Source organism: Pedobacter sp. AC163 (assembly GCF_979258665.1).
In genome coordinates, this window is record NZ_OZ409872.1 from 2,047,100 (window position 1) to 2,072,362 (window position 25,263).

The 25,263-nt window shown below is 37.2% G+C and carries 16 protein-coding genes; 9 read left to right on the forward strand and 7 right to left on the reverse strand.

Annotation, left to right across the window (positions count from 1 at the left end; all coding sequences use genetic code 11):
- Positions 1 to 15: 15 nt before the first annotated feature.
- The 3 genes from ACZZZK_RS08620 to ACZZZK_RS08630 form a co-directional block, all read right to left on the reverse strand.
- Positions 16 to 444, reverse strand: a complete 429-nt coding sequence (locus tag ACZZZK_RS08620) for an EamA family transporter (RefSeq protein WP_463483794.1) — start codon at positions 442 to 444, stop codon at positions 16 to 18.
- Between the two features lie 333 nt (positions 445 to 777).
- Positions 778 to 1,281 (reverse strand): cupin domain-containing protein, encoded by a 504-nt coding sequence (locus ACZZZK_RS08625; protein WP_463486284.1) that lies wholly within the window; start codon positions 1,279 to 1,281, stop codon positions 778 to 780.
- Between the two features lie 362 nt (positions 1,282 to 1,643).
- The gene (locus tag ACZZZK_RS08630; protein WP_463483795.1) at positions 1,644 to 2,138 is read right to left on the reverse strand and encodes a cytidine deaminase; all 495 of its coding nucleotides are present in this window, start codon (positions 2,136 to 2,138) and stop codon (positions 1,644 to 1,646) included.
- A gap of 147 nt (positions 2,139 to 2,285) precedes the next feature.
- On the opposite strand from ACZZZK_RS08630, the gene ACZZZK_RS08635 reads away from it, so the two are divergent.
- Genes ACZZZK_RS08635 through ACZZZK_RS08645 form a run of 3 tightly spaced genes read left to right on the forward strand, consistent with a single transcriptional unit; the run spans position 2,286 to position 10,607 of the window.
- Positions 2,286 to 7,283, forward strand: coding sequence for a translocation/assembly module TamB domain-containing protein (locus ACZZZK_RS08635; protein WP_463483796.1), 4,998 nt, complete (start codon positions 2,286 to 2,288; stop codon positions 7,281 to 7,283).
- A complete protein-coding gene (gene tamL / locus ACZZZK_RS08640; protein ID WP_463483797.1) occupies positions 7,267 to 9,567 on the forward strand; it encodes a translocation and assembly module lipoprotein TamL in 2,301 nt (766 codons plus the stop codon). Before ACZZZK_RS08635 ends, tamL begins: the two co-directional genes overlap by 17 nt.
- Before the next feature lie 8 nt (positions 9,568 to 9,575).
- Positions 9,576 to 10,607 (forward strand): YihY/virulence factor BrkB family protein, encoded by a 1,032-nt coding sequence (locus ACZZZK_RS08645; protein WP_463483798.1) that lies wholly within the window; start codon positions 9,576 to 9,578, stop codon positions 10,605 to 10,607.
- A 57-nt stretch (positions 10,608 to 10,664) separates the two neighbouring features.
- On the opposite strand, the gene ACZZZK_RS08650 is transcribed toward ACZZZK_RS08645, so the two are convergent.
- Positions 10,665 to 12,809, reverse strand: a complete 2,145-nt coding sequence (locus ACZZZK_RS08650; RefSeq protein ID WP_463483799.1) for an ATP-binding protein — start codon at positions 12,807 to 12,809, stop codon at positions 10,665 to 10,667.
- A 41-nt stretch (positions 12,810 to 12,850) separates the two neighbouring features.
- On the reverse strand, positions 12,851 to 14,719 hold the full coding sequence (locus tag ACZZZK_RS08655; protein ID WP_463483800.1) for a DNA topoisomerase IV subunit B: 1,869 nt from the start codon (positions 14,717 to 14,719) through the stop codon (positions 12,851 to 12,853).
- Positions 14,720 to 15,081: 362 nt separating this feature from the next.
- On the opposite strand from ACZZZK_RS08655, the gene ACZZZK_RS08660 reads away from it, so the two are divergent.
- From ACZZZK_RS08660 to ACZZZK_RS08670, 3 genes are all read left to right on the forward strand, one after another.
- Positions 15,082 to 16,419 carry an APC family permease gene (locus ACZZZK_RS08660; RefSeq protein ID WP_463483801.1) on the forward strand — a complete coding sequence of 446 codons (1,338 nt, stop codon included), beginning with the start codon at positions 15,082 to 15,084 and terminating at the stop codon, positions 16,417 to 16,419.
- Positions 16,420 to 16,886: 467 nt separating this feature from the next.
- The gene (locus ACZZZK_RS08665) at positions 16,887 to 18,221 is read left to right on the forward strand and encodes an MFS transporter (RefSeq protein ID WP_463483802.1); all 1,335 of its coding nucleotides are present in this window, start codon (positions 16,887 to 16,889) and stop codon (positions 18,219 to 18,221) included.
- Positions 18,222 to 18,495: 274 nt separating this feature from the next.
- A complete protein-coding gene (locus ACZZZK_RS08670; protein ID WP_463483803.1) occupies positions 18,496 to 19,800 on the forward strand; it encodes a DEAD/DEAH box helicase in 1,305 nt (434 codons plus the stop codon).
- A gap of 702 nt (positions 19,801 to 20,502) precedes the next feature.
- Here the strand turns inward: ACZZZK_RS08670 and leuS are convergent.
- The gene (gene leuS / locus ACZZZK_RS08675) at positions 20,503 to 23,289 is read right to left on the reverse strand and encodes a leucine--tRNA ligase (protein WP_463483804.1); all 2,787 of its coding nucleotides are present in this window, start codon (positions 23,287 to 23,289) and stop codon (positions 20,503 to 20,505) included.
- A 69-nt stretch (positions 23,290 to 23,358) separates the two neighbouring features.
- Between leuS and ACZZZK_RS08680 the strand changes: the two genes are divergently transcribed.
- Positions 23,359 to 23,565 (forward strand): hypothetical protein, encoded by a 207-nt coding sequence (locus tag ACZZZK_RS08680; RefSeq protein ID WP_463483805.1) that lies wholly within the window; start codon positions 23,359 to 23,361, stop codon positions 23,563 to 23,565.
- Here the strand turns inward: ACZZZK_RS08680 and ACZZZK_RS08685 are convergent.
- Positions 23,547 to 23,969 carry a lipocalin family protein gene (locus ACZZZK_RS08685; RefSeq protein WP_463483806.1) on the reverse strand — a complete coding sequence of 141 codons (423 nt, stop codon included), beginning with the start codon at positions 23,967 to 23,969 and terminating at the stop codon, positions 23,547 to 23,549. The two genes, ACZZZK_RS08680 and ACZZZK_RS08685, sit on opposite strands and share 19 nt — an antisense overlap.
- 180 nt (positions 23,970 to 24,149) lie before the next feature.
- Between ACZZZK_RS08685 and ACZZZK_RS08690 the strand changes: the two genes are divergently transcribed.
- Both ACZZZK_RS08690 and ACZZZK_RS08695 read left to right on the forward strand, forming a co-directional pair.
- The gene (locus tag ACZZZK_RS08690) at positions 24,150 to 25,028 is read left to right on the forward strand and encodes a cell division protein FtsX (protein ID WP_463483807.1); all 879 of its coding nucleotides are present in this window, start codon (positions 24,150 to 24,152) and stop codon (positions 25,026 to 25,028) included.
- Entirely contained in the window at positions 25,028 to 25,258 is a 231-nt protein-coding gene (locus ACZZZK_RS08695; RefSeq protein WP_463483808.1) for a DUF3098 domain-containing protein, read from the forward strand. The genes ACZZZK_RS08690 and ACZZZK_RS08695 overlap by 1 nt, the downstream gene beginning before the upstream one ends.
- The last annotated feature ends 5 nt before the right edge of the window (positions 25,259 to 25,263 follow it).

Below are 25,263 nucleotides of genomic sequence, written 5' to 3' on the forward strand. Positions count from 1 at the left end.
TAAATTGTTTGAAGATTACTCAGCAGAATCTGATAAAGCGATAAGTACCGCACCGGCAATCATCACGGTGCCACCAACTACAATTTGCCAGGTGATTTTTTCTTTCAAAAAGATGATGGATAAAACAATAGCAATCACTAACGACGTTCTTTCAATAGTAGCCACATAAGATGCTGGGCCCATTGATAACGCTTTATAAGAAAACAAAGTTGACAATGATGTAAAAACCCCTGCCGAAAGCAGAAATATCCATGCATTTTTTTCGATTCCCTTCCAATCGCTAAAATTGCCCTGGTAAAAAACTACTCCCCAGGTAATGAGTAAAATCAAGACGGCTTGAATGGCAAAAGCCAAGCTGGAATCTACATTTTTTAATCCCGCCTTTGTTAGTACAATTACCAATGCAGCTGATATTGCTGCAAGCATAGCCCATAAAACCCACATAGTTATTTTTGTTTATAGCTTAACAGCAAAAATTCAAAATAGATTGTAACAAAAAACAATAGGCAAAACTTTATTATTTAGGTGATAATGACTTGCACTACGTTGGAAGTTGAAAGTTTAACCTGCGTTGCGCCACGCTCCTGTTTATAATCTCCTATTAACTCATAACTGCGTACTCCTGGAATTTTAACCGGCTGAGTGATCCGAATATAAGCTTGTGGCGTAAATTCATCAGTTTTTTCAAGTGTTACCTTTAAACCATTTTACGATTCTTATGGCCGCCACTCGGTTTATTTGGATGTGACTTTGAAATAAACCTTTCTTGCTCTTACACTACAAATGAACTTTATATTTATCCATGATCTCTTTTAACCTTGGCCAATCGAAAGTGATATCATATTGTTTCGCCAGTCGATCCAAATCACCAGGTTTTGGTCGTTGATTGTTAATAAACAAGTCAGCCAAATCGCTCATATATGCTTCGTGGCCAGCAGGACTGTACAATTCTATAAACTTTACGGTTTCTTTGCCAGTGTTCCAAAAGCTATGAACAATTCCTCGTGGACGTAAATGCCAATCACCAGCTTTTACCTCGAATAACTCATTGCCTACCATAATGGTTAAAACGCCTTGTGTCACTCTACAAATTTCATCGAAAGTTTTATGATAATGTGGCGGGGCGCCCAAATAACCAACAGGTAGTGTAGATTCAGTTATGCCAACATGGCCATCGGTTTGGCTTTTATTAAGTTTAAAACTGATGTCTCCATCACCGATTTTGCCTTTTTTACCAGCATTTTCAGGTACGAAGATAGGTTTCTTAATATCATCAAAAATATCTCATGGCGATTTAATATCGGCAAAAGCTTGAGAAGGCAGTGCAGCTGAACCAATCGAAGATATTGCAAGCAATTGTAACAACCTTCTCCGAGTTAAAATATTGTTCTGTTCATTCTCCATACTGATGATTTTTTTACTAATTTATTGAATATCAGAGAAGAAAAAGCATTTTATAAAGAATAATATTGTGGGTGGGACTTAACCTAACCCAAGAACATCAGCCGAAAAATATAAACCTGATTAAAGCGAAAAGCCCGCAGCGAATAAAAGCATTTTCTGCTTTTATAAAAGCGAGGACTTGCAGCGATAGCAGGGCTAAAATGCCGAAGGATTACAGAACTGCCAATTTCCAAATATTTTTAAGCTTTAGCCCCTAAGCGATCTTCTACAAATGAAAATGGCAACAAACTTTGTACACTGGGCACTTTTAAAACTTCGCCGTTTAAACAGTAAAATATTACTTCAATTGGCGATGCTTGCTTCCTTTCAAACTCGGCCATTACCTGCAAACAACCACCGCAAGAGGTAACTGGCTTCAAAATTTCAAAGGCATCGGTTTGCGCTGTAATGGCCATACTTTCGATCACTGCATCTGGATACGCCGAACCAATGGAAAAGAGTGCAACACGCTCGGCACATAAACCAGAAGGATAGGCCAGATTTTCCTGGTTGCTGCCCAATATTATTTCACCAGAAGCCAAACGGATAGCGGTTCCTACCCGGAATTTTGAATAAGGGGAATACGAACTTGCCAACGCTTTCTCCGCGTTTTCACAAAGTATGGCATCTTGCTCATTTAATTCACTAACTCCATTGTACTGTTCGAAGGTTATATTAAGATTTAATAATTTCATTTTTAATACTTTAATAAATCGCCAGTGTTAAATTTTTATAGCGGGCGAACAATTTAGTTTAATTTTTGTAGTATTTATAAATAACTGCCTTAAATTTAATTTTAATGGCATGCTTTTGGCATTTAACAACCACCAAACACATTCGCTTTGAATAAATACGTACGTAAAAGTTTAAAAATTTTGCTTTGGGTAATTGCATCTATCATCATTTTGGTGGTGGCTGTTGCCCTTTCGCTCAACATTCCTGCAGTGCAAAATTTTGTTAAGGGAAAAGCTATTGATTACCTTAAAACGAAAACAAAGACTGAAGTTAGCCTTGAAAGTATTAAAATCGCATTACCCAAAGATGTGGTTTTGAACAAGTTTTATATCGAAGATTTAAAAGGTGATACTTTGTTATATGCTGAAAAACTAGCCGTTGATATTAGTTTATTTAAACTATTGGACAATACTGTTGAGATTAACAGTGTTGAGCTAAAAAACATACGGGCTAACGTTAAAAGGATTGCGCCAGACACAACTTTTAACTTTTCTTTTTTAGTTGATGCTTTTATGAGCGATCAAAAAAAACCTGAAGAAAAGGTGGATAAGGATACCACATCTACTATGAAATTTTCTGTTGATAAGGTTTCTTTTGAAGATATAGGCATTAATTACCGTGATGATGTAGCGGGTAACGATGCCAAAATTTACCTTGGCGCATTTAAGGCAAAACTAAAAACTTTCGATTTAGCTGGCCAACATTACGTAATTCGCGATTTGGCACTGAATAATACATCGCTTAGATATTTACAGCAAAAACCTTTGGTAGAACTGGTCCAACATGTTACCAATAGTGTAGATAGCAGCCAAAAGGAAACTGGAAAACTGCCATTGATTGAGGTGGAAAAATTTGCTTTCAACAATGTAAAAGTGAATTACGACGATCAGATTTCTACTACGAAAGCAGTAGCTGATGTTAACGAATTGGGCCTGGTTAACCTTAAAGTTGATTTAACGAATAGTAAATATTCGGTAGAAGATGCCAAGTTAAATAAATCGAATATTCTTTTTGCTTTTAAACCTGCTCCAAGTAACGATTTAAAGAAGGTTAAAGACACCGTTGTTGCTGAAAAATCGGCGCTCGGCCTGATGATTAAAAACATTAGCCTGGCTGATAATAATGTGCAATTTGACAACCTAGGTGCAAAAGCTGCGCCGAAAGGAATGGATTTTAATCATTTAAAAATTACTGGTTTAAATTTTGGCGCTGGCGACGTAAGTTACAGTGCCGATGGCATTAAGGCCAATGTTAAAAATGGTTCGCTAAAGGAGAAAAGTGGCTTTGCTTTGAATGAGTTAAAAGGAAACGCTGTCTATAACGACAAGCAAATTAAGCTAAGCAACTTTGTTTTAAAAACACCAAATACCACCATTGAAAATGCTACGGAACTGAACTTCACTTCGATGGATGATTTAACTAAACATCCGGAAAGAGTGAAACTAGCATTAAGCTTAAAAAACACAACCATCGGACTAAAAGATGCGGGTTATTTTAGTGATGCCATCCCAGCGAATTACCGCAATGAAAAAATAAAAATAAATGCAGATGTGAATGGCTATTTAAATAACCTTAACATTCCTCGCCTGCAAATCACCGGATTAAAAAATACACAAATCGATATTAGCGGAACGGCTAAAGGTTTGCCCGACATAAATAAAACTTTCCTTGATTTAAATATTAAAAAGCTCTATGTTACCAAGAGTGATATTTTAGTTGCCGTACCAAAAAAATCCCTTCCACCTACAATCGAATTGCCAAATGTGATTAATGCCAATGGTAAATTTAAAGGTTCGATAACGGATTTTAACACCAACATGAATATTCAAACTGATATGGGAGGTGCAATTTTAACTGCAGCAATGAATGGACCAAAAGGGAGAGAGCGTTATAAAGCTGATGTTTCTTTGAACAATTTTAATGTTGGCCGCTTGTTAAAGATGCAACCAAAATTAGGACGAATAACGGTTAAAGCAAATGTGGCTGGAACGGGGCTTGATCCTAAAAAAATAAATGCCAAATTTAACGCCCGGGTACTAAACGCCTACTACAATAAATATACTTACCGAAACTTAAATCTGGCAGGAACTTATGCTAATCAGAATGTTACCATTAAAGGTAACATGCCAGATAGCAACGCAAATTTTGTTCTGGATGCCAAAGCAAATCTGGCGGGGAAATATCCTGCGGTAAAGGCCAATTTGAACTTAAAACAGTTAAATCTTCAGGCCCTTAACTTTAGTCCGACGTTGTTAAGCGCTGCTGGTTTAATAAAAGTTGATTTAGAAACTGCCGATGCAGATTATTTAAATGGTTCGGTAGATATTACAGGCTTACAGTTGGCTAAAGATGCGCAAAGAATTAATGTTGATACCATTTCAGTTCGGGCAAAATCGACAGCTACAGAAAACGAGCTTTCGTTGAAGTCGGAAATTATATCGGCAAAAATTGATGGGAAGTACGAGCTGACAAAAATCGGTAGTGCATTCATTAACGAAATCAACAAATATTATTCTTTTGGGCAGGTAACTAAAATTCCCGATCAAAGAATGCGGTTCGCTGTTCAAATTTACGATTCGAAATTACTGAAACAGTTTGTTCCAGAGCTGAGTGTTTTCAAGCAATCGCAGTTTTATGGTTTAATTGATACCCAGAAAGATAGTTTACAGATTAAAGGAAATTTCCCGCAGGTGGTATATGGAGATTTTAAAATTGATACTACTTCAATCAACATCAATAACGAAAACAATAAGCTCGATTATGCCCTAAGGGTGAAGAGTTTACAAAGTCCTTCCATTGCCTTGTTCAATACCGAAATAAGCGGTGAAGCACTAAACAACTTATTAGGTGTTAATATCTTCCTTCGGGATAGACAATTGAAAGATAAATATGTAATTGGCGGTAATTTTCAATCTATAAACAAAGATTTTAAGTTTACCCTTGATCCGCAGAAACTTTTATTGGATTATCAAAAGTGGGTGGTATCGCAAGATAATTTTATTCAATTCGGTCAATCCGGAATATTAGTTAATCAGTTTGCGATTAGCAATAGTGGTCAGTCGCTATCAATAAACAGTAATCCAACTCAGCCTAATGCACCTTTAAGTGTTGAGTTTAAAGATTTTCAACTGGAAACTTTAACGAAATTCGCAGAAACGGATACTACTTTAGTTGGAGGCCGTTTAAATGGAACTGCCAATGTGAAAGATTTGGCATCGACGCCAAAATTTGAAGCGAACTTAACGATAGATCAGCTCCGTTACCAGAAAGACCAACTTGGGACTTTGCGTGTGGCTGTTAACAACAATACACAAAATGCCTTTGAAGTTAATGTGGCTTTAGCAGGCGTTCACGATTTACGAGTGAATGGATTTTATTACACCGCCCCTCAAAGCGCCTTAGATTTAACGGTGAACATTGATAAAATTGAGATGAAAAATATCGAGAGTTTATCTCAAGGGCAGCTGAAAAATGGTACGGGAACACTAACTGGTGCACTAACAGTTAAAGGGGAATTAACTGCTCCAAAAATATTAGGCGATTTAACCTTTAACAACGCTGGAATAAATGTGGCTTATGTAAATTCCTATTTCCGTATGCCGAACGAGAAGATATCTTTTACCAATGAGGGCATTGCCTTTAATAACTTTACATTGATCGATTCTTTGAACCAGAAAGCAACCATTAATGGAAAGGTTTTAACTACAGATTATAAAAATTATCGCTTTGGTCTGGATATCAGAATGAATAATTTCCGGGCAATTAATTCTACTGCTGCTGATAATGAGATGATTTATGGTACGGTTTATCTAACCAGCGACATTAAAGTTCGTGGAGATTTAAATCAGCCAGATGTAAACATGAATATCACTGTAAATAAAGGCACTAAGTTTTTCTTTGCTTTGCCTTCGAGTGATCCATCAATCATTGATCAGGATGGAATTGTTCAGTTTATTGATGCAGATGCACCGCCTTTTAACGGTCAGAAAGCACTCAAGGTAGATAGCATTAGCAAATCGCCAATAAAGGGAATAAACCTAGTTGCTGCAGTGAAAATAGATCCTGAAGCAGAATTAAATGTAGTTGTCGATCCATCAAATGGTGATGCGCTTAATATCAAGGGAGATGCGGATTTGAATGCAACCATGGATCCAAGCGGAAAAATAAGCTTAACCGGACGTTACGAGGTGGTGGATGGTTCTTACAATTTATCTGTTGGACCATTAGGTAAAAAGGAATTCCGAATCGTGAAAGGTAGTACAATCATTTGGACAGGCGAACCAACTTCGGCTAATGCCAACTTAACGGCAATGTATGAAGTTAACGCTGCTCCAATTGATTTGCTTAACCAACCCGATTTAGTACAGGCCAAAACCAAAATTCCATTTCAAGTTTATTTAATGATGAAAGGTGAATTATTAAAACCTACTATTTCATTCAGAATTGATTTACCTGAAAATGAAAGAGCTACAGAAATCGGGAGCTTGTCTTATACCCGACTTCAAAACGTTAATCGTGATGAAAGCGAACTAAATAAACAGGTTTTTGCTTTATTAGCACTCAATCGGTTCATTGCTAATAATCCATTCCAAAGCTTGTCTGGCGGTGGTGGTGGTGTTTCTACCCTTGCCCGATCGAGCGTGAGTAAATTATTAACAGAACAATTAAATAATTTAACTTCGGATTTAATTCAAGGGGTTGATTTAAACTTTGGTGTAAATTCATCAGAAGATTATTCTACCGGATCTCTGCAGCAAAAAACGGACTTGGAAATTGGTTTATCTAAAAAATTATTGAACGATAGGCTAACTGTTACCGTTGGAAGTTCATTTGCATTGGAAGGACCACAAGCACCAGGAGAAAAATCTACCGATATTGCGGGTAATGTAAATGTAGAATATGCCTTATCTGCCGATGGAAGGTACCGTTTAAGAGCTTACAGACGCAACCAAAACGATGTAATTGTACAAGGACAGATTATTGAAACCGGATTAGGTTTTACTTTAGTGGTTGATTACAACAAATTCAGAGAAATTTTCCAGAAAAAACGCAATAGAAGAACAAGAAACATTGAACAGAAAGCACAAAATGAGAAAACTAACTAGACCTATTTTATTTGTATTGGCCTGTTTAGTTTATGCAGGTTGCAGTAGTACGAAATCCTTAAAACCTGGACAAATTTTATATACGGGAGCAGATGTGATCATCAACCCAGATTCAGCAGGAAAAATTGATGATGAGAAACAAGTTAAGGCTGATTTAAAAACTAAAACCCGACCCCGCCCAAATAACAAACTTAAACTGGCTATCTACAACTTTGCTGGTGAACCTAAAAAACCTAAAGGTTTAAGAAACTGGATCAGGAAAAAAGGTGAGCCGCCGGTACTTTTGAGTGAAGTTAAATTGAAATACAATAACGATGTATTAACCAGCTATTTATTGAGTGAAGGCTACCTTCAAGCAGCTGTAACCGGAGATACAGTTGTTAAAGATAAAAAAGGAAAGGCAATTTATACTGCTGTTACTGGCGAGAGGTATAAAATTAATAAAATCACTTTTCCGCCTGACTCTGGCGTGTTAACTAAAATCATTAATGCCAATAAAGATAAAACGCTGTTAAAAGTTGGAGACTTTTATGATTTAGATGTTTATAAAAACGAGCGAATCAGAATTGATAACGACTTAAAAGAAAATGGATACTTCTATTTCAGTCCTGATTACTTGATTATGCAGGTTGATAGCACGATCGGCAAAAACCTGGTAAATGTTACCGTTAAGGTTAAAGATATTGCTCCAGACGCGGCGTTGAAGCCCTATACTATAAAAAATATTAAAATTTATCCGAATTACTCGATCCGTAGAGATAGCACACTTCGTAAATTGAAGCCTTTGGAATATCATGATTTCAATATTTACGATGACCGCAATACCTTCAAGCCCAGATTATTTGATCGATTGGTTTTCTTTCAAAAAGGGGAAGTATATAACCGCAAAGACCATAACCAATCCTTAAACAGGATGGTAAATATCGGTGCCTTTCAAGATGTTAGAGCTGAATTTTTACCGGTAGATAGCTTCAAGAATAATGAACTCGATTTGAATATTTATTTAACACCGCTAAAGAAAAATTCACTTACCTTCTCAGTAACGGGGACCAGTAAATCGAACAATTTCGTAGGTTCTGAAGTAAAGGTTACGCAAACTACAAGAAACCTTTTTAGGGGGGCTGAGCAATTGGATGTGAGCGTGAGTGGTGGTTTTGAAACGCAAACCAGAGGTACTTCATTAGGTAAAAATTCACTGTCTCTTACAGCTGAAGGAAAGTTGACCTTTCCAAGGTTTATTGTGCCGTTTTATAAGCCCAATAGTACAACAGCCTTTATCCCCAAAACAATTGCTTCATTGTCTTACCAGATGTTGAACCGAGGATCAGAATATACATTGCATGCTTTTAAAGGAGAGTTTGGCTATAATTTCAAAGAAAATCAATACAAAGAACATAATTTTAACCCAATTTCGGTAAGTTATGTTTCAACAACATTTCCATCTGATACAACAAGAGATCGGTTATTTGCTGAAAACCCTTTACTTAGAACAACATTAGAGAATCAGTTTATCATTGGTAGTAGCTACAACTTTACCTATACCAACCAAATGGAAACCAATCGCAGAAACAACACATTTTTCTATGGTGCGCTAGAAACTGGTGGTAACCTTTGGGGAACATTTGTTCCAAAAGATGAGCAAGGCAAACGTTCTATTTTCAACGTTCCTTTATCGCAATTTGTGAGATTAGAAGCAGACTTAAGAGATTACTACAAAGTGACCAGAAATGTAACCTGGGCAAATAGATTGAATTTAGGTTACGGTTATGCTTATGGAAATAGTACCTCACTCCCATTTGTTAGACAGTTTTTTGCTGGTGGAAGTAACGACATCAGGGCATTTCCGGCCAGAACCTTAGGTCCCGGAACATATAAAGTACCAGATGATGCCATTTTTGCTGATCAAGGTGGCGACATCAAATTAATGCTGAATTCGGAACTGAGATTTAAAATTGTAAGTATTTTATATGGCGCCTTATTTGTTGATGCTGGAAATATTTGGTTACGCAAAGAGGATATGGGCGTTCCTGGAACTTCAAATACCGGCAGGCTAGGTTCGGAATTTAAATTAAAAAATGTGCTTAACGAATTAGCTGTGGGTACCGGAGCAGGATTGCGTGTTGATGCTTCAATTTTTGTAGTTCGCCTGGATGTAGCATTTCCTGTTCGTAAACCGTATCTTGCAGAAGGTCAGCGCTGGGTGTTTGATGATATCGCATTTGGAAATAAGGACTGGCGCAGACAAAATTTAATTTTTAATATCGGGATTGGTTATCCTTTTTAACTTTTTAAATGAGATTAATCAAAAAAATCAAACAGTTTTTTATTGCACTTTATCATCTTTTTATAGCAGCTGGGAAGGGTTTTGCTGAAGATAGAATCACTAAATTAAGTGCTTCTTTAGCATATTATACCATTTTCTCCCTCACCCCACTAATCATCATTGTTTTATCTGCCGCAACCTTGTTTTTCGGTGATAAAATGAATACAGAAACCAGGAATAAGTTTTTTGCGCAAGTAAACGATATGGTTGGCCCCGATGCGGCGATGCAAATTCAAGGCTTTGTTGAACACGCTAACAAAAGCGGTCAATCTTCGATAGGACTAATCATCGGAATTGCAACCTTAATTGTTGGTTCGACAGCTATATTTATTGAAATTCAAGACAGTATCAATATGATCTGGAAGGTAAAAGCAATCCCGAAAAAAGGCTGGCTAAAAATGATTACCAACAGACTACTCTCCTTTTCTTTAATCGTTTCGATGGGATTTTTATTACTGGTTTCATTAGTTGTAAATAGTGTGGTAGTAGGCTTGGGCGATAAACTCATTTCATTGTTATCAAAAACTGAAATAGATAAAGTTGTTCCTGTGGCTGATGATACCATGGCATTAATCATTTATATTTTGAATAACGTGATTACTTTGGCCGCGGTAACTGCAGTATTTACGGTAATTTTCAAGGTTTTACCAGATGTGATCATCAAATGGAAATCGGCTATTATCGGCGCACTATTTACTGCAGTACTCTTCAGTTTAGGAAAGTACTTAATTGGCATTTATATCGAAAAAGGAAATCCAGGCTCTGCATTTGGTGCGGCCAGTTCCATTATTGTAATTTTACTTTGGATCTATTACACCTCTATTATTTTATATTTTGGTGCAGAATTTACCCAGGCTTACGCCGAAAAATATGATGGCGGAATTGCACCTAGTAAATATGCTGTTTTTACGAAAATTACCATAGTAGAAAAAAAGGTGGATATACTGCCTCCCCAACACCCTGAAGATACAGTTGATGAACCGGAAAAGAAGAGTCTTTAGTCTTTAGTCTTTAGTCTTTAGTCTTTAGTGCAAATCTTCTTTGATAGAATTTGTTTGTTATTTGCGAATATATTTCAGAATTTTCTCTAATAATTCTTGCTCTAAAAATGGTTTGAGCACCAACTCATCCATGCCAGAAGCAAGGTACTTTTTGCGATCTTCCTGCATTACATTTGCCGTAACACCCAGTATTGATACGGATCTTTTGTTCATGTCTTCGCAGCTTCTAATTTTTTGAGTGAGTTCTATTCCACCCATTTCAGGCATTTGGATATCTGTTAATACCAAATCGTAATCATTTTCATTAAACAATTCTAACGCTTCCCTCCCATTATAGGCGGCATCAAAAGTAACTTTATATTTCTTTAGAATGGTACTGGCAAGCAAAATGTTCAGCATATTATCGTCGGCCAGAAGGACTCTTTTTCCTGCCAAGATTTGAAGTTCGACATCCCAGTTAGATACTGGTAAATCTTGGCTAATAGGTTTATTTGTAATTTGATATGGCAACTCAAATGAAAAAGTAGAACCTTTTCGTTCAACGCTTTTTACATCGATAGTTCCGCCCTGAAACTCTACAATTTTTTTGCAAATGGCTAAACCAAGCCCTGTACCCTGTTGCTTTTCTTTAGTAGAGGCATAATAAACTTGTGCAAACTCATCGAAAATAATTTTTTGGTCAACAGGGTTTATACCCATCCCCGTATCAACAATACTAACCTTTAAGCTTGTATTGTTTCTTTCAAGATGCTCGAGACTTGCGTTTAAACTTACTTTTCCTTCTGCCGTAAATTTTATTGCATTGCTTAATAAATTCATTACTACCTGCTTCAACCTCAACGGATCGCCCAAAATGTACAGGTTTTTATCAATATCCATATTCATAACAAAGCCGATTTTCTTTTTATCAGCTTGGATTTTCATGCTATCAAAAACATCTTGAATAGCCACAAAGGGAGAAAATGGAACACTTTCTAGAGTAACTTTTCCTGTTTCATATTTCGAAAAATCAAGTATATCGTTCACCACATCAAGTAGCATTACAGACGAATTTCTGATGGCGCCAACCTGCTCCTTCTGTTCGGCTTGTAATTCAACCTGCGTTAGCTGTTCAGAGAAACCAACAATTGAGTTCAGCGGGGTTCTGATCTCGTGGCTCATATTGGCTAAAAACCTACTTTTCGAAAGGGCATATAATGCGGCCTTATTGCTATAATCAATTAATGCCGTTTCATTTCTATAAAATTTATAAACCATGTAAAAAACGAATAGCAGTAAGCCTCCAGCCAAAGCAAGTAAAACCCAGGTAAATTTATCCAGGTTTTCTACCGTGCTAAACGCTGTTACACTAATAACTTGTTGTACAGATGAATAATAATCCTTCTCTGTGGATTTGTATTTCTTCAGCCCATCAACAATTGTCGAAATCAAGAGGTGATTTACATCGAGCAACTGTTTTTCCTTGTCTTTAAGTTTTTTATTGGTACGATAAAGTTTTAAATAGTAATCGTTAATGGCTTTAAGTTGCAATTTGTTGTATGCCAAATTGAGTGAGGAGGTATCGGCAGTAATAATGGTTTTAATAAATGTTGATTTAGAACTGTCGACACTATTTTTACCCTTATCATTTATGGCGGCAATAATTCGTCCGAAAAATTTCTTCTTTGGCTGTGCGGCAACACTTGGTTTTATCGTATCAATTTTTACAATGCTTTTGAATTGCCTTGCGGTAAAAAGTTTGCTCTGAGGATTTATCTTTTCTACGTCTTTATCTACCTCAACTGAAAAATTAATTAAGCTATCAGAAAGCCTTTTAAGCTGAATAAATTGGGCGGTACGAAGCTTTTTTTGAAGAATGAGTTGATCAAAGTTATCGGAACTAAAAGCTCTTTCGCTATTATTCTGTTTCTCTATTGTATCCATGATTAAGGAAATTTCCTTAATCTCTTTTACGAACTGTTTGTAATAGCTTCTCTCTCCACTAACAACATACATTCTACAGCTATTTTCTGCATTGTACAATTTAAAAATACAGCTATCTAGTTTTGTAAAATCACTTTGTACCTGAGCAATTTTATTTACCGATTTTAAGAGTGGTATTTTTGAGAAATTAACGAATAAACCTGCTGTTATTCCGAAAATGACTAAGATTAAAAATACGACTATTAAATACTTTCCTGCTGAACTTTTAGTGGGTTTCAATTTCGTTGATTTAATTTTTGCGATTACATCAACGCCGAATTTTATGCTACTTCATCAATAATTTTAGGTTCTTCCTGTACCTCGTCTTTTTCTACACGCAGATTTCTAATGATGTGTTGCTGCCTATCGGGAGTGTTTTTGCCCATATAATACTCCAGCAAACTTTTAATGGTTTGATCTTTCAAAATAACAGGATCTAGCCTAATATCTTTTCCAATAAACAAACCAAACTCATCAGGAGAAATTTCTCCTAATCCTTTAAAACGGGTTATTTCAGGTTTATTTCCTAATTTTTCGATAGCATTTCGGCGCTCTTCATCACTATAACAATAAATGGTTTCTTTTTTATTTCGAACCCTAAACAATGGGGTTTGTAAAATGTAAACATGTCCTGCTTTTACTAAATCAGGGAAAAACTGGAGAAAGAAAGTCATCATTAACAATCTGATGTGCATGCCATCCACATCCGCATCAGTAGCGATAACGATGTTGTTGTAATGCAAACCATCTAAACCATCTTCAATATTTAAAGCATGTTGTAAAAGGTTAAACTCTTCGTTCTCATAAACCACCTTTTTGGTGAGCTCATAACAGTTAAGCGGTTTACCCTTCAAGCTGAAAACGGCCTGACAATCTACATCCCGGGATTTGGTAATCGAACCCGATGCTGAATCTCCTTCAGTGATAAATAAGGTAGTTTCATATCGCTTCTCATGCGTAGAATTGAAATGAACCTTACAATCGCGAAGTTTTTTATTATGTAACGAAGCTTTCTTCGCTCTGTCATTTGCCAGCTTTTTGATTCCGGCAATATCTTTTCGCTCTCTTTCTGATTGATTGATTCTCTTTAAGAGCGCATCGGCTACATCCGGATTTTTGTGTAGATAATCATCAAGCTCTTTTTTAACAAAATCATTGATAAATGTTGCTACTGAAGGTCCTTCAGGCCCCATATTTTGAGAGCCTAACTTCGTTTTGGTTTGCGATTCGAAAACCGGTTCCTGCACACGAACGGAAATTGCCGCAATGATTGATGAACGAACATCGGCAGCATCGAATTCCTTTTTGAAAAACTCTCTAACGGTTTTCACCACCGCTGCCCTAAAAGCAGCCTGGTGTGTTCCACCTTGTGTAGTATGTTGTCCGTTTACAAAAGAGTGGTAATCTTCGCCATATTGCTGACCATGTGTCATCGCAATTTCGATATCGTTACCGATCATGTGAATAATCGGGTAACGGATTTCTTCAGGCTTATTGAATTTAGAAAGCAAATCATAAAGACCTCTCTCTGAAAAATATTTCTGGTTATTGAAATTGATGGTTAAACCCGTGTTAAGGAACACATAATTCCAAACCATGCTCTCTACGAAGTCGGGAATGTAGTGGTAATTTCTGAAAATAGTTTCATCGGGATAAAACGTTATGGCAGTACCGTTTCGCTGAGTAGTATCTATAACAGGTTGTTCATTTACAATTTCACCTTTAGAAAATTCTACTTTTTTAGTTTTCCCATCACGGTAAGATTGTACAGTAAAACTGGTAGATAAAGCATTCACTGCTTTTGTTCCCACGCCATTTAAACCAACCGATTTTTGAAAGGCGTTACTATCGTATTTTCCGCCAGTATTAATCTTGCTTACACAATCTATAACTTTCCCAAGGGGGATGCCACGTCCATAATCGCGGACGTTTATTTTTTGCTCAGAAACTGTAATTTCAATGGTTTTTCCAGTTCCCATCACAAACTCATCAATTGAGTTATCGACAATTTCCTTCAATAAAACATAAATACCATCATCTTGCGCAGAGCCATCACCAAGCTTACCAATATACATACCGGGGCGTAGTCTGATGTGTTCTTTCCAGTCTAATGAGCGAATGCTGTCGTCGTTATAAATTACTTCTGCCATAAATTTTGTTATTTGTTACCAGATTGATTGAACTTTGCACAACGCAAAGCAGCCATACCGAGGGATGGTTCGGAGCAAGCTTTAACAGTCAACATGATAAGTATTTAGGGATGATTTGATATCGAGTTTTTACGAGTTAAACGTTGTTTGACTTCGCAAATCTCTAATAGCAAAAATTATTATACAATAATAGATTTATTCTGCGAGGCTAGCAAAAGAAAATTTCAACAAAACAAACGACTAAAATGTAGGAGTTAAAATGAATAATAGGTGAACACTCAAATCCATTTTCAGATCTCAAATCATACATCTTCTATCCAGCCTATTTACCTATCTTCACCCCATTATTTTATTACTCCCTAATGCAACAAAAAAAGCAACTTTCGCTCTTCGATTTATCCATGATTGTGGTTAGTTTGGTCATCGGAATGGGCATCTTCCGGACGCCTGTAAACGTGGCTACAAAAGCGCAAATACCCGAATTATTTTATCTGGCTTGGTTTATTGGCGGGTTTGTAGCCTTTTGTGGTGCATTAACTTACGCCGAAATCGGTTCCCGTTACCCCGTAACCGGTGGCTACTACAAAATTTTCTCGCAAGCCTATCATCCTTCAATTGCATTTGCTATTAATTGCATTGTGCTTATTTCCAGTGCTGCATCGGTTGCGGCAATCTCAATAATTGGTGCAGAATACTTAAGCAAAATTGTGTTACCTACAGAAATGCAGAATGAAACTTATCGTGTAGCCATTGCCATCGCCACTATTTTAATATTTTACCTCATTAACCTGCTCGGCTTAAAAGCCAGTTCTAAAACTCAAAATGTTTTAACAGTTATCAAAATCGGCTTAATCTTAACCTTAATTTGTGCGGTATTTTTTGGCGGACAAACCCAGGATGTTGCTCCGGTTTTCAAAACAAGCAGTGGTGTATTACCAAGTTGGCAAGATTACGGCAAGGCTTTAGGGCTTTGCCTCATAGCGGTTTCATTTTCATACGCTGGATATGCACAAACCATTAATTTTGGTGGCGAAGTGAAAGACGCCAAGAAGATCATTCCGCGATCTATTATCATCGGCTTAACCATAATCGTAGCACTTTACTTCATCCTTAACTATGTTTATGTTAAAGTTATCGGTTTTGAAGAACTGAAAACCGCAGAAAGTATTGCAGCAATTTTGGCTTCGAAAATATTTGGCCCGGCGGGTTTCAAAATGCTTTCGGTTATCATTTTCATTTCCGTGATGGGTTATGTAAATGTAAACCTGCTAAGCAACCCGAGGGCAATGTTTGCTATGGGCGAAGAAGGTGCTTTGCCACGCTTTTTCAGTAAGATGAACAAAAAAACCGAGGTGATTACCTGGAGCTTAACTATTTTTACGGTAGTGGCAGTGGTGATCATTTTTTACGCCAAAACATTCGATAAGATTTTAAACTACACCATTTTTCTTGAAAGCATAAGTATGGCAAGTTCTGCAGCAACGATTTTTATCCTTCGAAAGCGAACTGCAAATCTGGATAAGAAAACCATTTATACTGTTCCATTATATCCTGTTTTGCCCATCATATTTATTGCTGCTTATACCTTTGTAGCGTTTAGTATTTATGCCGATGACCCAAATGCTGCATTAAATGGACTTTATATCTTTATAGGATTTTTAGTAATCTATTTCATATCGAGATTGTTCAACAAGAAATAAATTGAAATCTTTTTAAAACTTCTAACCTTCTGATGGTTAATTTATCGCATAAAAATCGATATTAATGATGTTAAGAACGGTCGACCTTGCGAGGCACGAAGCAATCTCATTTGATAAAAAGATACCATAAATGAGATTGTGCCAAAAGCATTCCTCTGGAGCTTCAATCGATGACAAATCCATTTCGCGTGCCTTCCGCAGGAAGGGTATTTCATAGGCTGCAGATTCTTCGTGCCTCAGAATGACAGCTTATTTAAGATTGTGGCATTTGAAAAGCACCTAAGCTTCCGTTGGGTATAAATGTGATTTTAAAACCTTTATTAAATGATTTGTTTGGCGCTTTACCGTAAAATAATTAAGTTACCCTGCATAAAACAAACCTAATTGTAGTGAATAGGAAAATAAATCTTCATTCCTACTTGAGCGTAGGGAAATGACGAATAAATAATCTAGTTTTAACCAAATTAATGAATAAAACACTCTCGCTAAAACAAGAAATTGCTTACGCCGCCGGTATGATTGGTTGGAGCACAATGACGAATATCATCATTGTGATGCTGCCCTATTTTTATCTGCCACCAAGTAACGCTGGCTTACCGCCATTGGTACCGCAGCTTGTTTTTTTAGGGTTGTTCAATATCTTATCCATTATTGCCGCTTCCGGAAGATTGGTTGATGCAGTTTTCGATCCCTTTATTGCTTCTAAAAGCGATGCAAGCACAAACCCGAAGGGCAGAAGGATGCCCTTTATGAAATGGGCCATTATACCAGCAATCATTTTCTGTGGACTAGTTTTCTACCCAATACAAAAAAGTGAAAGTTTACACAATGCCTGGTGGCTAACCATAACACTTTGTTTATTTTTCGTTTCAGTCACCACTTACATTATTCCGTATAACGCCTTATTGGCTGAGGTAACGAATACCCCGAGACAAAAAGTGAAATTATCCAGCTACCAGCAAGTCGGCTTTGTGATCGGAATTATTCTATCTGCCTGTACCAATAATTTTGCTGATCTGGTTCAGCAGCATTTTGCAATTGCAAACCGAAGCGAGGCTGTGCAAATAGCCATTTGGGGTTTATGTATTTTATCAGGATTGGTGATGTTATTGCCTGTTTTCTTTATTAACGAAAAAGATTTTTCGGTAGCTAAACCTACACACATTCAACTTTGGCCTGCGATTAAAAATACCTTTAAAAACAGCAATTTCAAATATTACCTCGTTTCAGATTTTGCTTTTTATACGGCTTTGAGCATTATCTCAAGCGGATTATTATTCTTCTGTACCGTTTTACTGGGCTTGCCAGAATCAGAAGGCGGAAAATTCATGGGTGCCATGGTGATGGCTTCTTTACTTTTTTATCCCGTTGTTAATTTCGGATCAGCAAAAATTGGCAAAAAACCATTTGTTCTTTTAGCATTTGTTGTTTTATGCTTAATCTTTGTAACGATCTTCTTTTTGGGTAAACTACCGCTATTACCTCGTACGCAACTTTATATTTTAGTCCTTTCTGCTTCCTTTCCGTTGGCGGCATTAGGGATTTTACCCAACGCCATTTTGGCTGATATTGCTCAAAAAGATACCTTGGAAACTGGTGAAAACCATGAAGGGATGTTCTTTGCAGTGAAGTACCTGTTTGTAAAACTAGGGCAAACGCTTGGAATAGCCATTTTTGCCATGCTGACTATCTATGGAAAAGATCCAGGAAATGATTTCGGTTTACGCTTAAATGGAATTGTAGGTTTTGGACTCTGTTTAATCGCTTTAATTTGCTTTAGCAGGTTTAAGGAAGAGAAATGATTGAATTAGAGGATGATTGAATGATAGAATAAACCATCCTAAAGTCATTCAATCCGTCCGACTCGTCCATTCAAAATTAGTTGCTCTTCGCTGATTGAATCATTTAACAATTCATAGATTCGAAATTCACTCCTTCAATCATTTTAATTTACCTATCTTTGCAGCGAAGCAGGAATAAGGGCTTGCCATTCTGAATGGCATATTCTCTCCGCAAGTTAGTCCTTCAACAATTGATCGTTCTAGCTTCTTCGATAAATATTACAGAAAAAAACACATGTTATTCAAAGAATTAAACCTCATTGAGCCAATTTTAAAGGCCCTTGAGAAAGAAGGTTATACTCAACCTACGCCAATACAGGAGCAATCCATACCCACAATATTAAAAGGAAAAGATTTATTAGGTTGCGCACAAACCGGAACGGGTAAAACCGCGGCTTTTGCCATCCCAATGTTGCAATTATTGCACGAAAAACATATCAATACTAAAGCAACTAAAAATATAAAAGCTTTAGTTTTAACTCCTACGCGTGAGCTTGCGATTCAAATTGAAGAAAGTTTTAAAGCTTACGGAAGCAACCTTAATTTACGCAGACTGGTTATTTTTGGTGGTGTAAACCAACACTCGCAAGTAGAAGCTTTACGTAAAGGTGTTGATATTTTAGTGGCTACCCCAGGCCGTTTGTTGGATTTAATGAACCAGGGTTTCATCAGTTTAAATACGATAGAACTTTTCGTTTTGGATGAGGCTGACCGTATGTTGGATATGGGTTTCATCCACGATGTGAAAAAAGTGGTGGCTAAATTGCCTGCAAAGCGCCAGACCTTATTTTTCTCGGCTACGATGCCTGATGAAATTCAAAAATTGGCGAATACCATTTTATCTAGTCCGACAAAAGTGGAGGTTACACCAGTATCTTCTACCGCTGAAACCATTAACCAATCGATTTATTTTGTAGATAAGCCGGATAAAAAGAAACTTTTAATTCATTTGTTGGAAGACAAAGCGATTGAGACAGCTTTGGTATTTACCCGTACAAAACATGGTGCAGATCGTATTGTGAAAGATTTAGCCCATGCTGGAATTAAAGCTGCTGCCATTCATGGGAATAAATCGCAAAATGCTCGTCAAAGGGCTTTAACTGATTTTAAAGATAGAAAAATCCGCGTTTTAGTGGCTACTGATATTGCTGCCCGCGGTATTGATATTGATCAGTTATCTCACGTTTTTAACTACGAATTACCCAATATTCCTGAATCTTATGTACACAGAATCGGCCGTACTGGTCGTGCGGGTGCAAATGGTATTGCGATTTCATTCTGCGATGCCGAAGAGAATGAGTATTTATTAGATATTCAAAAATTGATTAAAATTACGTTACCTGTTGTGGATAACCACCCTTACCCATTAACCTGGGAAAGTATGCTGGCAAAAAACCAGGTTAAACGCAAGCCACAAGCACAATCGAAAGGTGGCGGTGGTGGCAAAAGAGGTGGCGGTGATGGAAACATGAGCGGCAAACCTCGTAATGCCAGTAACAACCGTAGGTTCGGCGGAAATAGAAATAAGGCTAAAGCATAGTTTAAGCTGAAAGAACAAAGCAAAAAAGCTAAAGCCTTTCTTGTCAATTACATAATAAAACCCGGGTTGTAAATTATAGCTCGGGTTTTGTTTTTTATCCGTCGGCTGAAGCCGGACGGCAATGAATAGGCAAATTGCAAAATATCCGACACAAACGGTCGTCCTTGCGAGGCACGAAGCAATCTTAATGCGTTCGCTATGAAGCTCATAGTTGTAGGATTGCTTCTTTCCCAAAATGACGAAGCGCATAAGAACCTTGAGTTGAGTTTGCAATTCTTTTTTTATCCGTCGGCTGAAGCCGGACGGCAATGAATAGGCAAATTGCAAAATACTCGACACAAACGGTCGTCCTTGCGAAGTACGCAAGGAATCTTAATGCGTTCGCTATGAACCCCACAATTGTAGGATTGCTTCTTTCCCAAACTGACGAAGCGCATAAAAAACCCTGAGTTGAGTTTGCAATTCTTTTATTTCCGTCGGCTGAAGCCGGACGGCAATGAATAGGCAAATTGCAAAATACCCAAAACACAAACGGTCGTCCTTGCGAGGTACGAAGCAATCTTAATGCGTTCGCTATGAAACCCATAGTTTTAGGATTGCTTCGTACCTCAAAATGACGAAGCGCATAAAAAACCCTGAGTTGAAAACTCAACTCAGGGTTATCTTTTTGAAACTGTATAAAGCTTTAAGCTTTCCTCTTAATTAAACCACCACATTAATAATCTTGCCTTTTACGAAGATGATTTTTTTAGGTGCTTTGCCATCTAAAAATTTCTGGAAGTGCTCATCTGCTAATAAAATAGATTCAACTTCTGGCTGCGCTAACGTTAAACTCAAATTTAGATTCATCTTCATTTTACCATTGATAGAAACAGGATATGCAAATTCATCCTCTACTAAATGTTCTGGATTGAAAATCGGGAATTCCGTGTAAGACAAGCTACCTGCTTCATTACCCAATTGAATCCAAAGTTCTTCGCAAATGTGTGGCGCATAAGGCGACAAAATAATCACCATATCTTGTAAGATGCTCCGTTTGTTGCATTTTAAATCCGTTAACTCATTTACCGCAATCATGAAACTGGAAACAGATGTATTGAAAGAGAAACGTTCAATATCATCCTGAACTTTCTTAATGATTTTATGAAGCGATTTCAGTTCGGCTTTGGTCGGTTCAGCATCCGAAACAGCAAACTCCCAGGCTTCATTGTGGAATAATCTCCAGAATTTGCGCAAAAACTTAAATACGCCTTCAATACCGTTTGTATTCCAGGGTTTGCTTTGCTCCAGCGGACCTAAAAACATCTCATACATACGCAACGTATCAGCTCCGTAACGCTCAATCAAATCATCTGGATTAACTACATTGAATTTTGATTTAGACATTTTCTCGACTTCAACACCACAAGTATATTTTCCACCTTCAAGAATAAACTCAGCATTAGCATACTCTTCCCTCCAGGCTTTGAATCTATTTAAATCTAGCGTATCGTTTTCTACGATGTTAACATCAACATGTAATGCTGATGTTTTATATTCTTTTCTTAGTCCCGCAGAAACGTAAGTGTTAGTTGGCTTGCCATCGGCATCATTAATTCTATATACAAAATTACTTCTACCTTGAATCATCCCTTGGTTGATCAATTTTTTGAAAGGTTCTTCCTCCATGGTATAACCTAAATCTTTCAAAAATTTGTTCCAGAAACGACTGTATAATAAGTGGCCGGTTGCGTGTTCTGAACCACCAATGTACAAATCTACATCCTTCCAGTATTCAATAGCCTCTTTTGAAGCGAAGTCAGCATTGTTATTGGCATCCATGTAACGGTACCAGTACCAGCTACTTCCTGCCCAACCCGGCATGGTGCTTAATTCATAATGTCCGCCCTCCTTCGGGCTCCATCCTTCAGCTCTTGCTAAAGGTGGTTCACCGGTTTCGGTAGGTAAATATTTATCAATTTCGGGTAGGATTAAAGGCAATTCTTCTTCCTTAATCAAGTATGGCAAACCATCTTTGAAGTAAACCGGAATTGGCTCTCCCCAATAACGTTGGCGACCAAAAATCGCATCACGCTGGCGAAAATTAACTTTCGCTTTACCCACTTTTTCTACTTCTAACCAGTTATTTAAAAACGGAACAGCTTCTTTATAAGTCAACCCGTTAATAAAACCTGAGTTAATATACTTGCCCTCTTTAGTTGGGTCAGCTTGTATTTCAATATCCTGCTGACGGTCCAAAATCTGAATAATTGGCAAGTTGAAGTGCGTTGCAAATAACCAATCGCGTTGATCGCCACTTGGCACACCCATTACCGCACCGGTTCCATAACCGGCAAGTACGTAATCGGCAATCCACAATTGAACGCGTTCGCCATTTACCGGGTTAATCACATAAGTACCAGTAAAAGCACCTGAAACCGTTTTTGTATCCGCCATGCGGTCTAATTCCGATTTCTTTTTGGTTTGAGATATATAATTCTCGATATCTTGTTTTTGTGCTGCCGTAGTTAGTTCGGCAACCCATTCGTGTTCTGGCGCCAATACCAAATAGGAAACGCCGAAAATAGTATCTACACGAGTGGTAAAAACTTCAATTTGTTTATCGCTGCCTTCCACCTGGAACTTCACACTCGCACCAACGCTTTTACCGATCCAGTTGCGCTGCATTTCCTTAATAGGTTCAGGCCAGTCGATAGTATCTAAACCTTGCAAAAGCCTATCCGAGTAAGCCGTGATTCTCATGCTCCACTGCATCATTTTCTTTTGCTCAACAGGAAATCCGCCACGCTCAGAAAAACCATCTTTCACTTCATCATTTGCCAAAACTGTTCCTAAAGCCGGGCACCAGTTTACGGTACTTTCTCTCAGGTAAGTCATACGGTATTTTAACAACTCGATTTGTTTTTCCTCATCTGTAAAAGTAGCCCAATCACTCGGTAAGAAAGATTTCACATCATCATCGCAAACTGCCTTTACATCTGCTGTGCCTGAGGCATTGAATTTTTCAATTAAGGTAGTGATGTCTTCTGCGGTATCATTTTCAATGTTATACCATGAATTGAATAACTGCATGAAAATCCATTGCGTCCATTTATAATAAGATGGCTCGCTGGTACGCACTTCGCGACTCCAATCAAAAGAAAAACCAATTTGGTCTAACTGCCGACGGTAAGTGGCAATGTTTGCCTCCGTTGTAATAGCCGGATGCTGACCGGTTTGGATAGCATATTGTTCTGCTGGCAAACCAAATGAATCGTATCCCATTGGATGCAACACATTAAATCCTTTAAGGCGCTTATATCTCGAAAAAATATCTGATGCAATGTAACCCAGCGGATGACCAACATGTAAGCCAGCTCCTGATGGATAAGGAAACATGTCTAACACGTAATATTTTGGTTTCTCAGAATGATTTTCGGCTTTGAATGTTTGATTGTCGGCCCAAAACTTCTGCCACTTTTGTTCTATTTCTTTGAATTGGTAATCCATTGCAAGTTTTAATTTTTAAAGGGGCGAAATTACGGAAATTAAGGGGTTTAGTGAAACATAATTTTAGCTATGGAAACACAGATTTTCACTGAATTAGGATTTACAGGTTTGTTCGATAGATCGTCATTGCGAGGCACGAAGCAATCCACTTTTTCTTTAAAGATTGCTTCGCGCCTCGCAATGACGAAAGACTTAAAAAAATGCGCCACTGATGTAAAACCAATGGCGCAAGCAAATAATCGGGGAATTAAGATTTTTTATCGTGTTAAAGAATAGATTTTAACAACGTTTGTTTTATCAAGTTTAGCAGTAAACTGCAATTGGTTTGTAGTTAGCGCCGTAACTGTGCCATAATAATTGCCTTCAGCAAAAGAAATATTCAACTTGTTATCAACGATAACATAATTGCCAATGGTTCTGTTTCCTTTAATACTTTGTTCTACCTGATCGTCATTATCTGCTTTGAAATCCATATAGTCGCCGCTTAAGCCAATAATTGGAACATTAACTTTACTTGGATCTGCCAGCGCATCAGCAGCTGTGTAGCCAGATACCTCTATCTTCGCGATGCTCCATCTACCAGTAATACGAGCTTTAACAGACTCATCGTCTTTCTTACACGAAAATAGAACAGAGGTAAATACAATAATTAAACCGAGCAGGGTAATTTGTCTTTTCATTTGAATTTTAATTGGGTTATTAAGATAACGGCCTTTGAACAAATTTCGTACCGCACTGTTAAAATCATCAAAATTTTTAAGGTATTTCCCAAACTAAATATTGGCCTGTGCCGTTAATGATGATTATATTGGTGTTTATCAGGTATAATTTATATTTTCGCAAAAACAAAAGAAAAATACATGGAAGAATTCGAAGTAAGTGACGCATCTAAGAAAACCAAAACCGTATATATCTCTACTATTATTAGTATTGCATTGGTTTTATTAATGCTCGGACTGCTTGGGTTGGTACTTGTACATGCCAAAAACCTATCAAACTATGTTAAAGAAAACATAGTTTTAAATATCATTGTAGATGAGGGTGCGAAAGAGGCGGATGTTTTGGCTTTCCAAAAAGAGTTAAATGCAAATAAAGCGGTTAAACAAACCCAATACGTAAACAAAGAGCTTGCAGCCAGAAATCTTACTCAGGATTTAGGCGAGGATTTTGTAAACTTTTTAGGCTACAATCCTTTAACATCAACCTTTGATGTGTATTTGAAAGCAGAATACGCAAATAACAAAAGTATAGAGGGGTTGAAAGCTTCTATTTCAAAAAACCCCGTGGTTAAAGAGGTTGTTTATCAAAGCTCTTTAATTGACATGGTAAACAAAAATATCAATACCATTGGATTGATTATTTTGGCTTTTGCAGCACTACTTTTAGTCATTTCTATTGCACTGATAAACAACACGATACGACTAGCTATTTATTCTCAAAGATTTTTAATCAAAAGTATGCAGCTAGTTGGTGCAACGAAAAATTTTATTCGACGTCCTTTCTTATTATTTGCTGCATTACATGGTTTAATAGCAGCGTTCATTGCAATCATTATTTTATTGGCTACTTTAATATATGCCAGAAAAGAAGTGCCCGAAATTATCATTTTAAACAATTACAAAGAATTTGGTTTTGTATTTGTTGCATTAGTAATTATAGGCATATTTATAACAGGCATTAGTACCTGGTTTGCAGTGAGCAGATATTTACGTTTAAAATCTTATAACCTTTACAGATAATGGCATTAGAGAAAAAAACAAATCCGATTGCAAAGGATGTGAAAAACGAGTTGGTTTTTACGAAAAAGAATTATCAATTGTTGTTAATTAGTATGGCTATTGTAGCTCTTGGCTTCATTTTAATGATGGGCACAACAGGCGACATTTACGATTTTAGAAGAACATTACTTGCTCCTTTAGTGGTATTATTTGGTTTTGCCTTCGGCATTTACGCTATTTTAAAAAAATAATTTGG

What these genes read in the sequence shown, in the direction of transcription:
- ACZZZK_RS08620 (WP_463483794.1), bottom strand. Translation starts at nt 444, where the DNA reads ATGTGGGTTTTATGGGCTATGCTTGCAGCAATATCAGCTGCATTGGTA.
- ACZZZK_RS08630 (WP_463483795.1), bottom strand. Translation starts at nt 2,138, where the DNA reads ATGAAATTATTAAATCTTAATATAACCTTCGAACAGTACAATGGAGTT.
- tamL (WP_463483797.1), top strand. Translation starts at nt 7,267, where the DNA reads ATGAGAAAACTAACTAGACCTATTTTATTTGTATTGGCCTGTTTAGTT.
- ACZZZK_RS08645 (WP_463483798.1), top strand. Translation starts at nt 9,576, where the DNA reads ATGAGATTAATCAAAAAAATCAAACAGTTTTTTATTGCACTTTATCAT.
- ACZZZK_RS08655 (WP_463483800.1), bottom strand. Translation starts at nt 14,719, where the DNA reads ATGGCAGAAGTAATTTATAACGACGACAGCATTCGCTCATTAGACTGG.
- ACZZZK_RS08660 (WP_463483801.1), top strand. Translation starts at nt 15,082, where the DNA reads ATGCAACAAAAAAAGCAACTTTCGCTCTTCGATTTATCCATGATTGTG.
- ACZZZK_RS08665 (WP_463483802.1), top strand. Translation starts at nt 16,887, where the DNA reads ATGAATAAAACACTCTCGCTAAAACAAGAAATTGCTTACGCCGCCGGT.
- ACZZZK_RS08670 (WP_463483803.1), top strand. Translation starts at nt 18,496, where the DNA reads ATGTTATTCAAAGAATTAAACCTCATTGAGCCAATTTTAAAGGCCCTT.
- leuS (WP_463483804.1), bottom strand. Translation starts at nt 23,289, where the DNA reads ATGGATTACCAATTCAAAGAAATAGAACAAAAGTGGCAGAAGTTTTGG.
- ACZZZK_RS08680 (WP_463483805.1), top strand. Translation starts at nt 23,359, where the DNA reads ATGGAAACACAGATTTTCACTGAATTAGGATTTACAGGTTTGTTCGAT.
- ACZZZK_RS08685 (WP_463483806.1), bottom strand. Translation starts at nt 23,969, where the DNA reads ATGAAAAGACAAATTACCCTGCTCGGTTTAATTATTGTATTTACCTCT.
- ACZZZK_RS08690 (WP_463483807.1), top strand. Translation starts at nt 24,150, where the DNA reads ATGGAAGAATTCGAAGTAAGTGACGCATCTAAGAAAACCAAAACCGTA.
- ACZZZK_RS08695 (WP_463483808.1), top strand. Translation starts at nt 25,028, where the DNA reads ATGGCATTAGAGAAAAAAACAAATCCGATTGCAAAGGATGTGAAAAAC.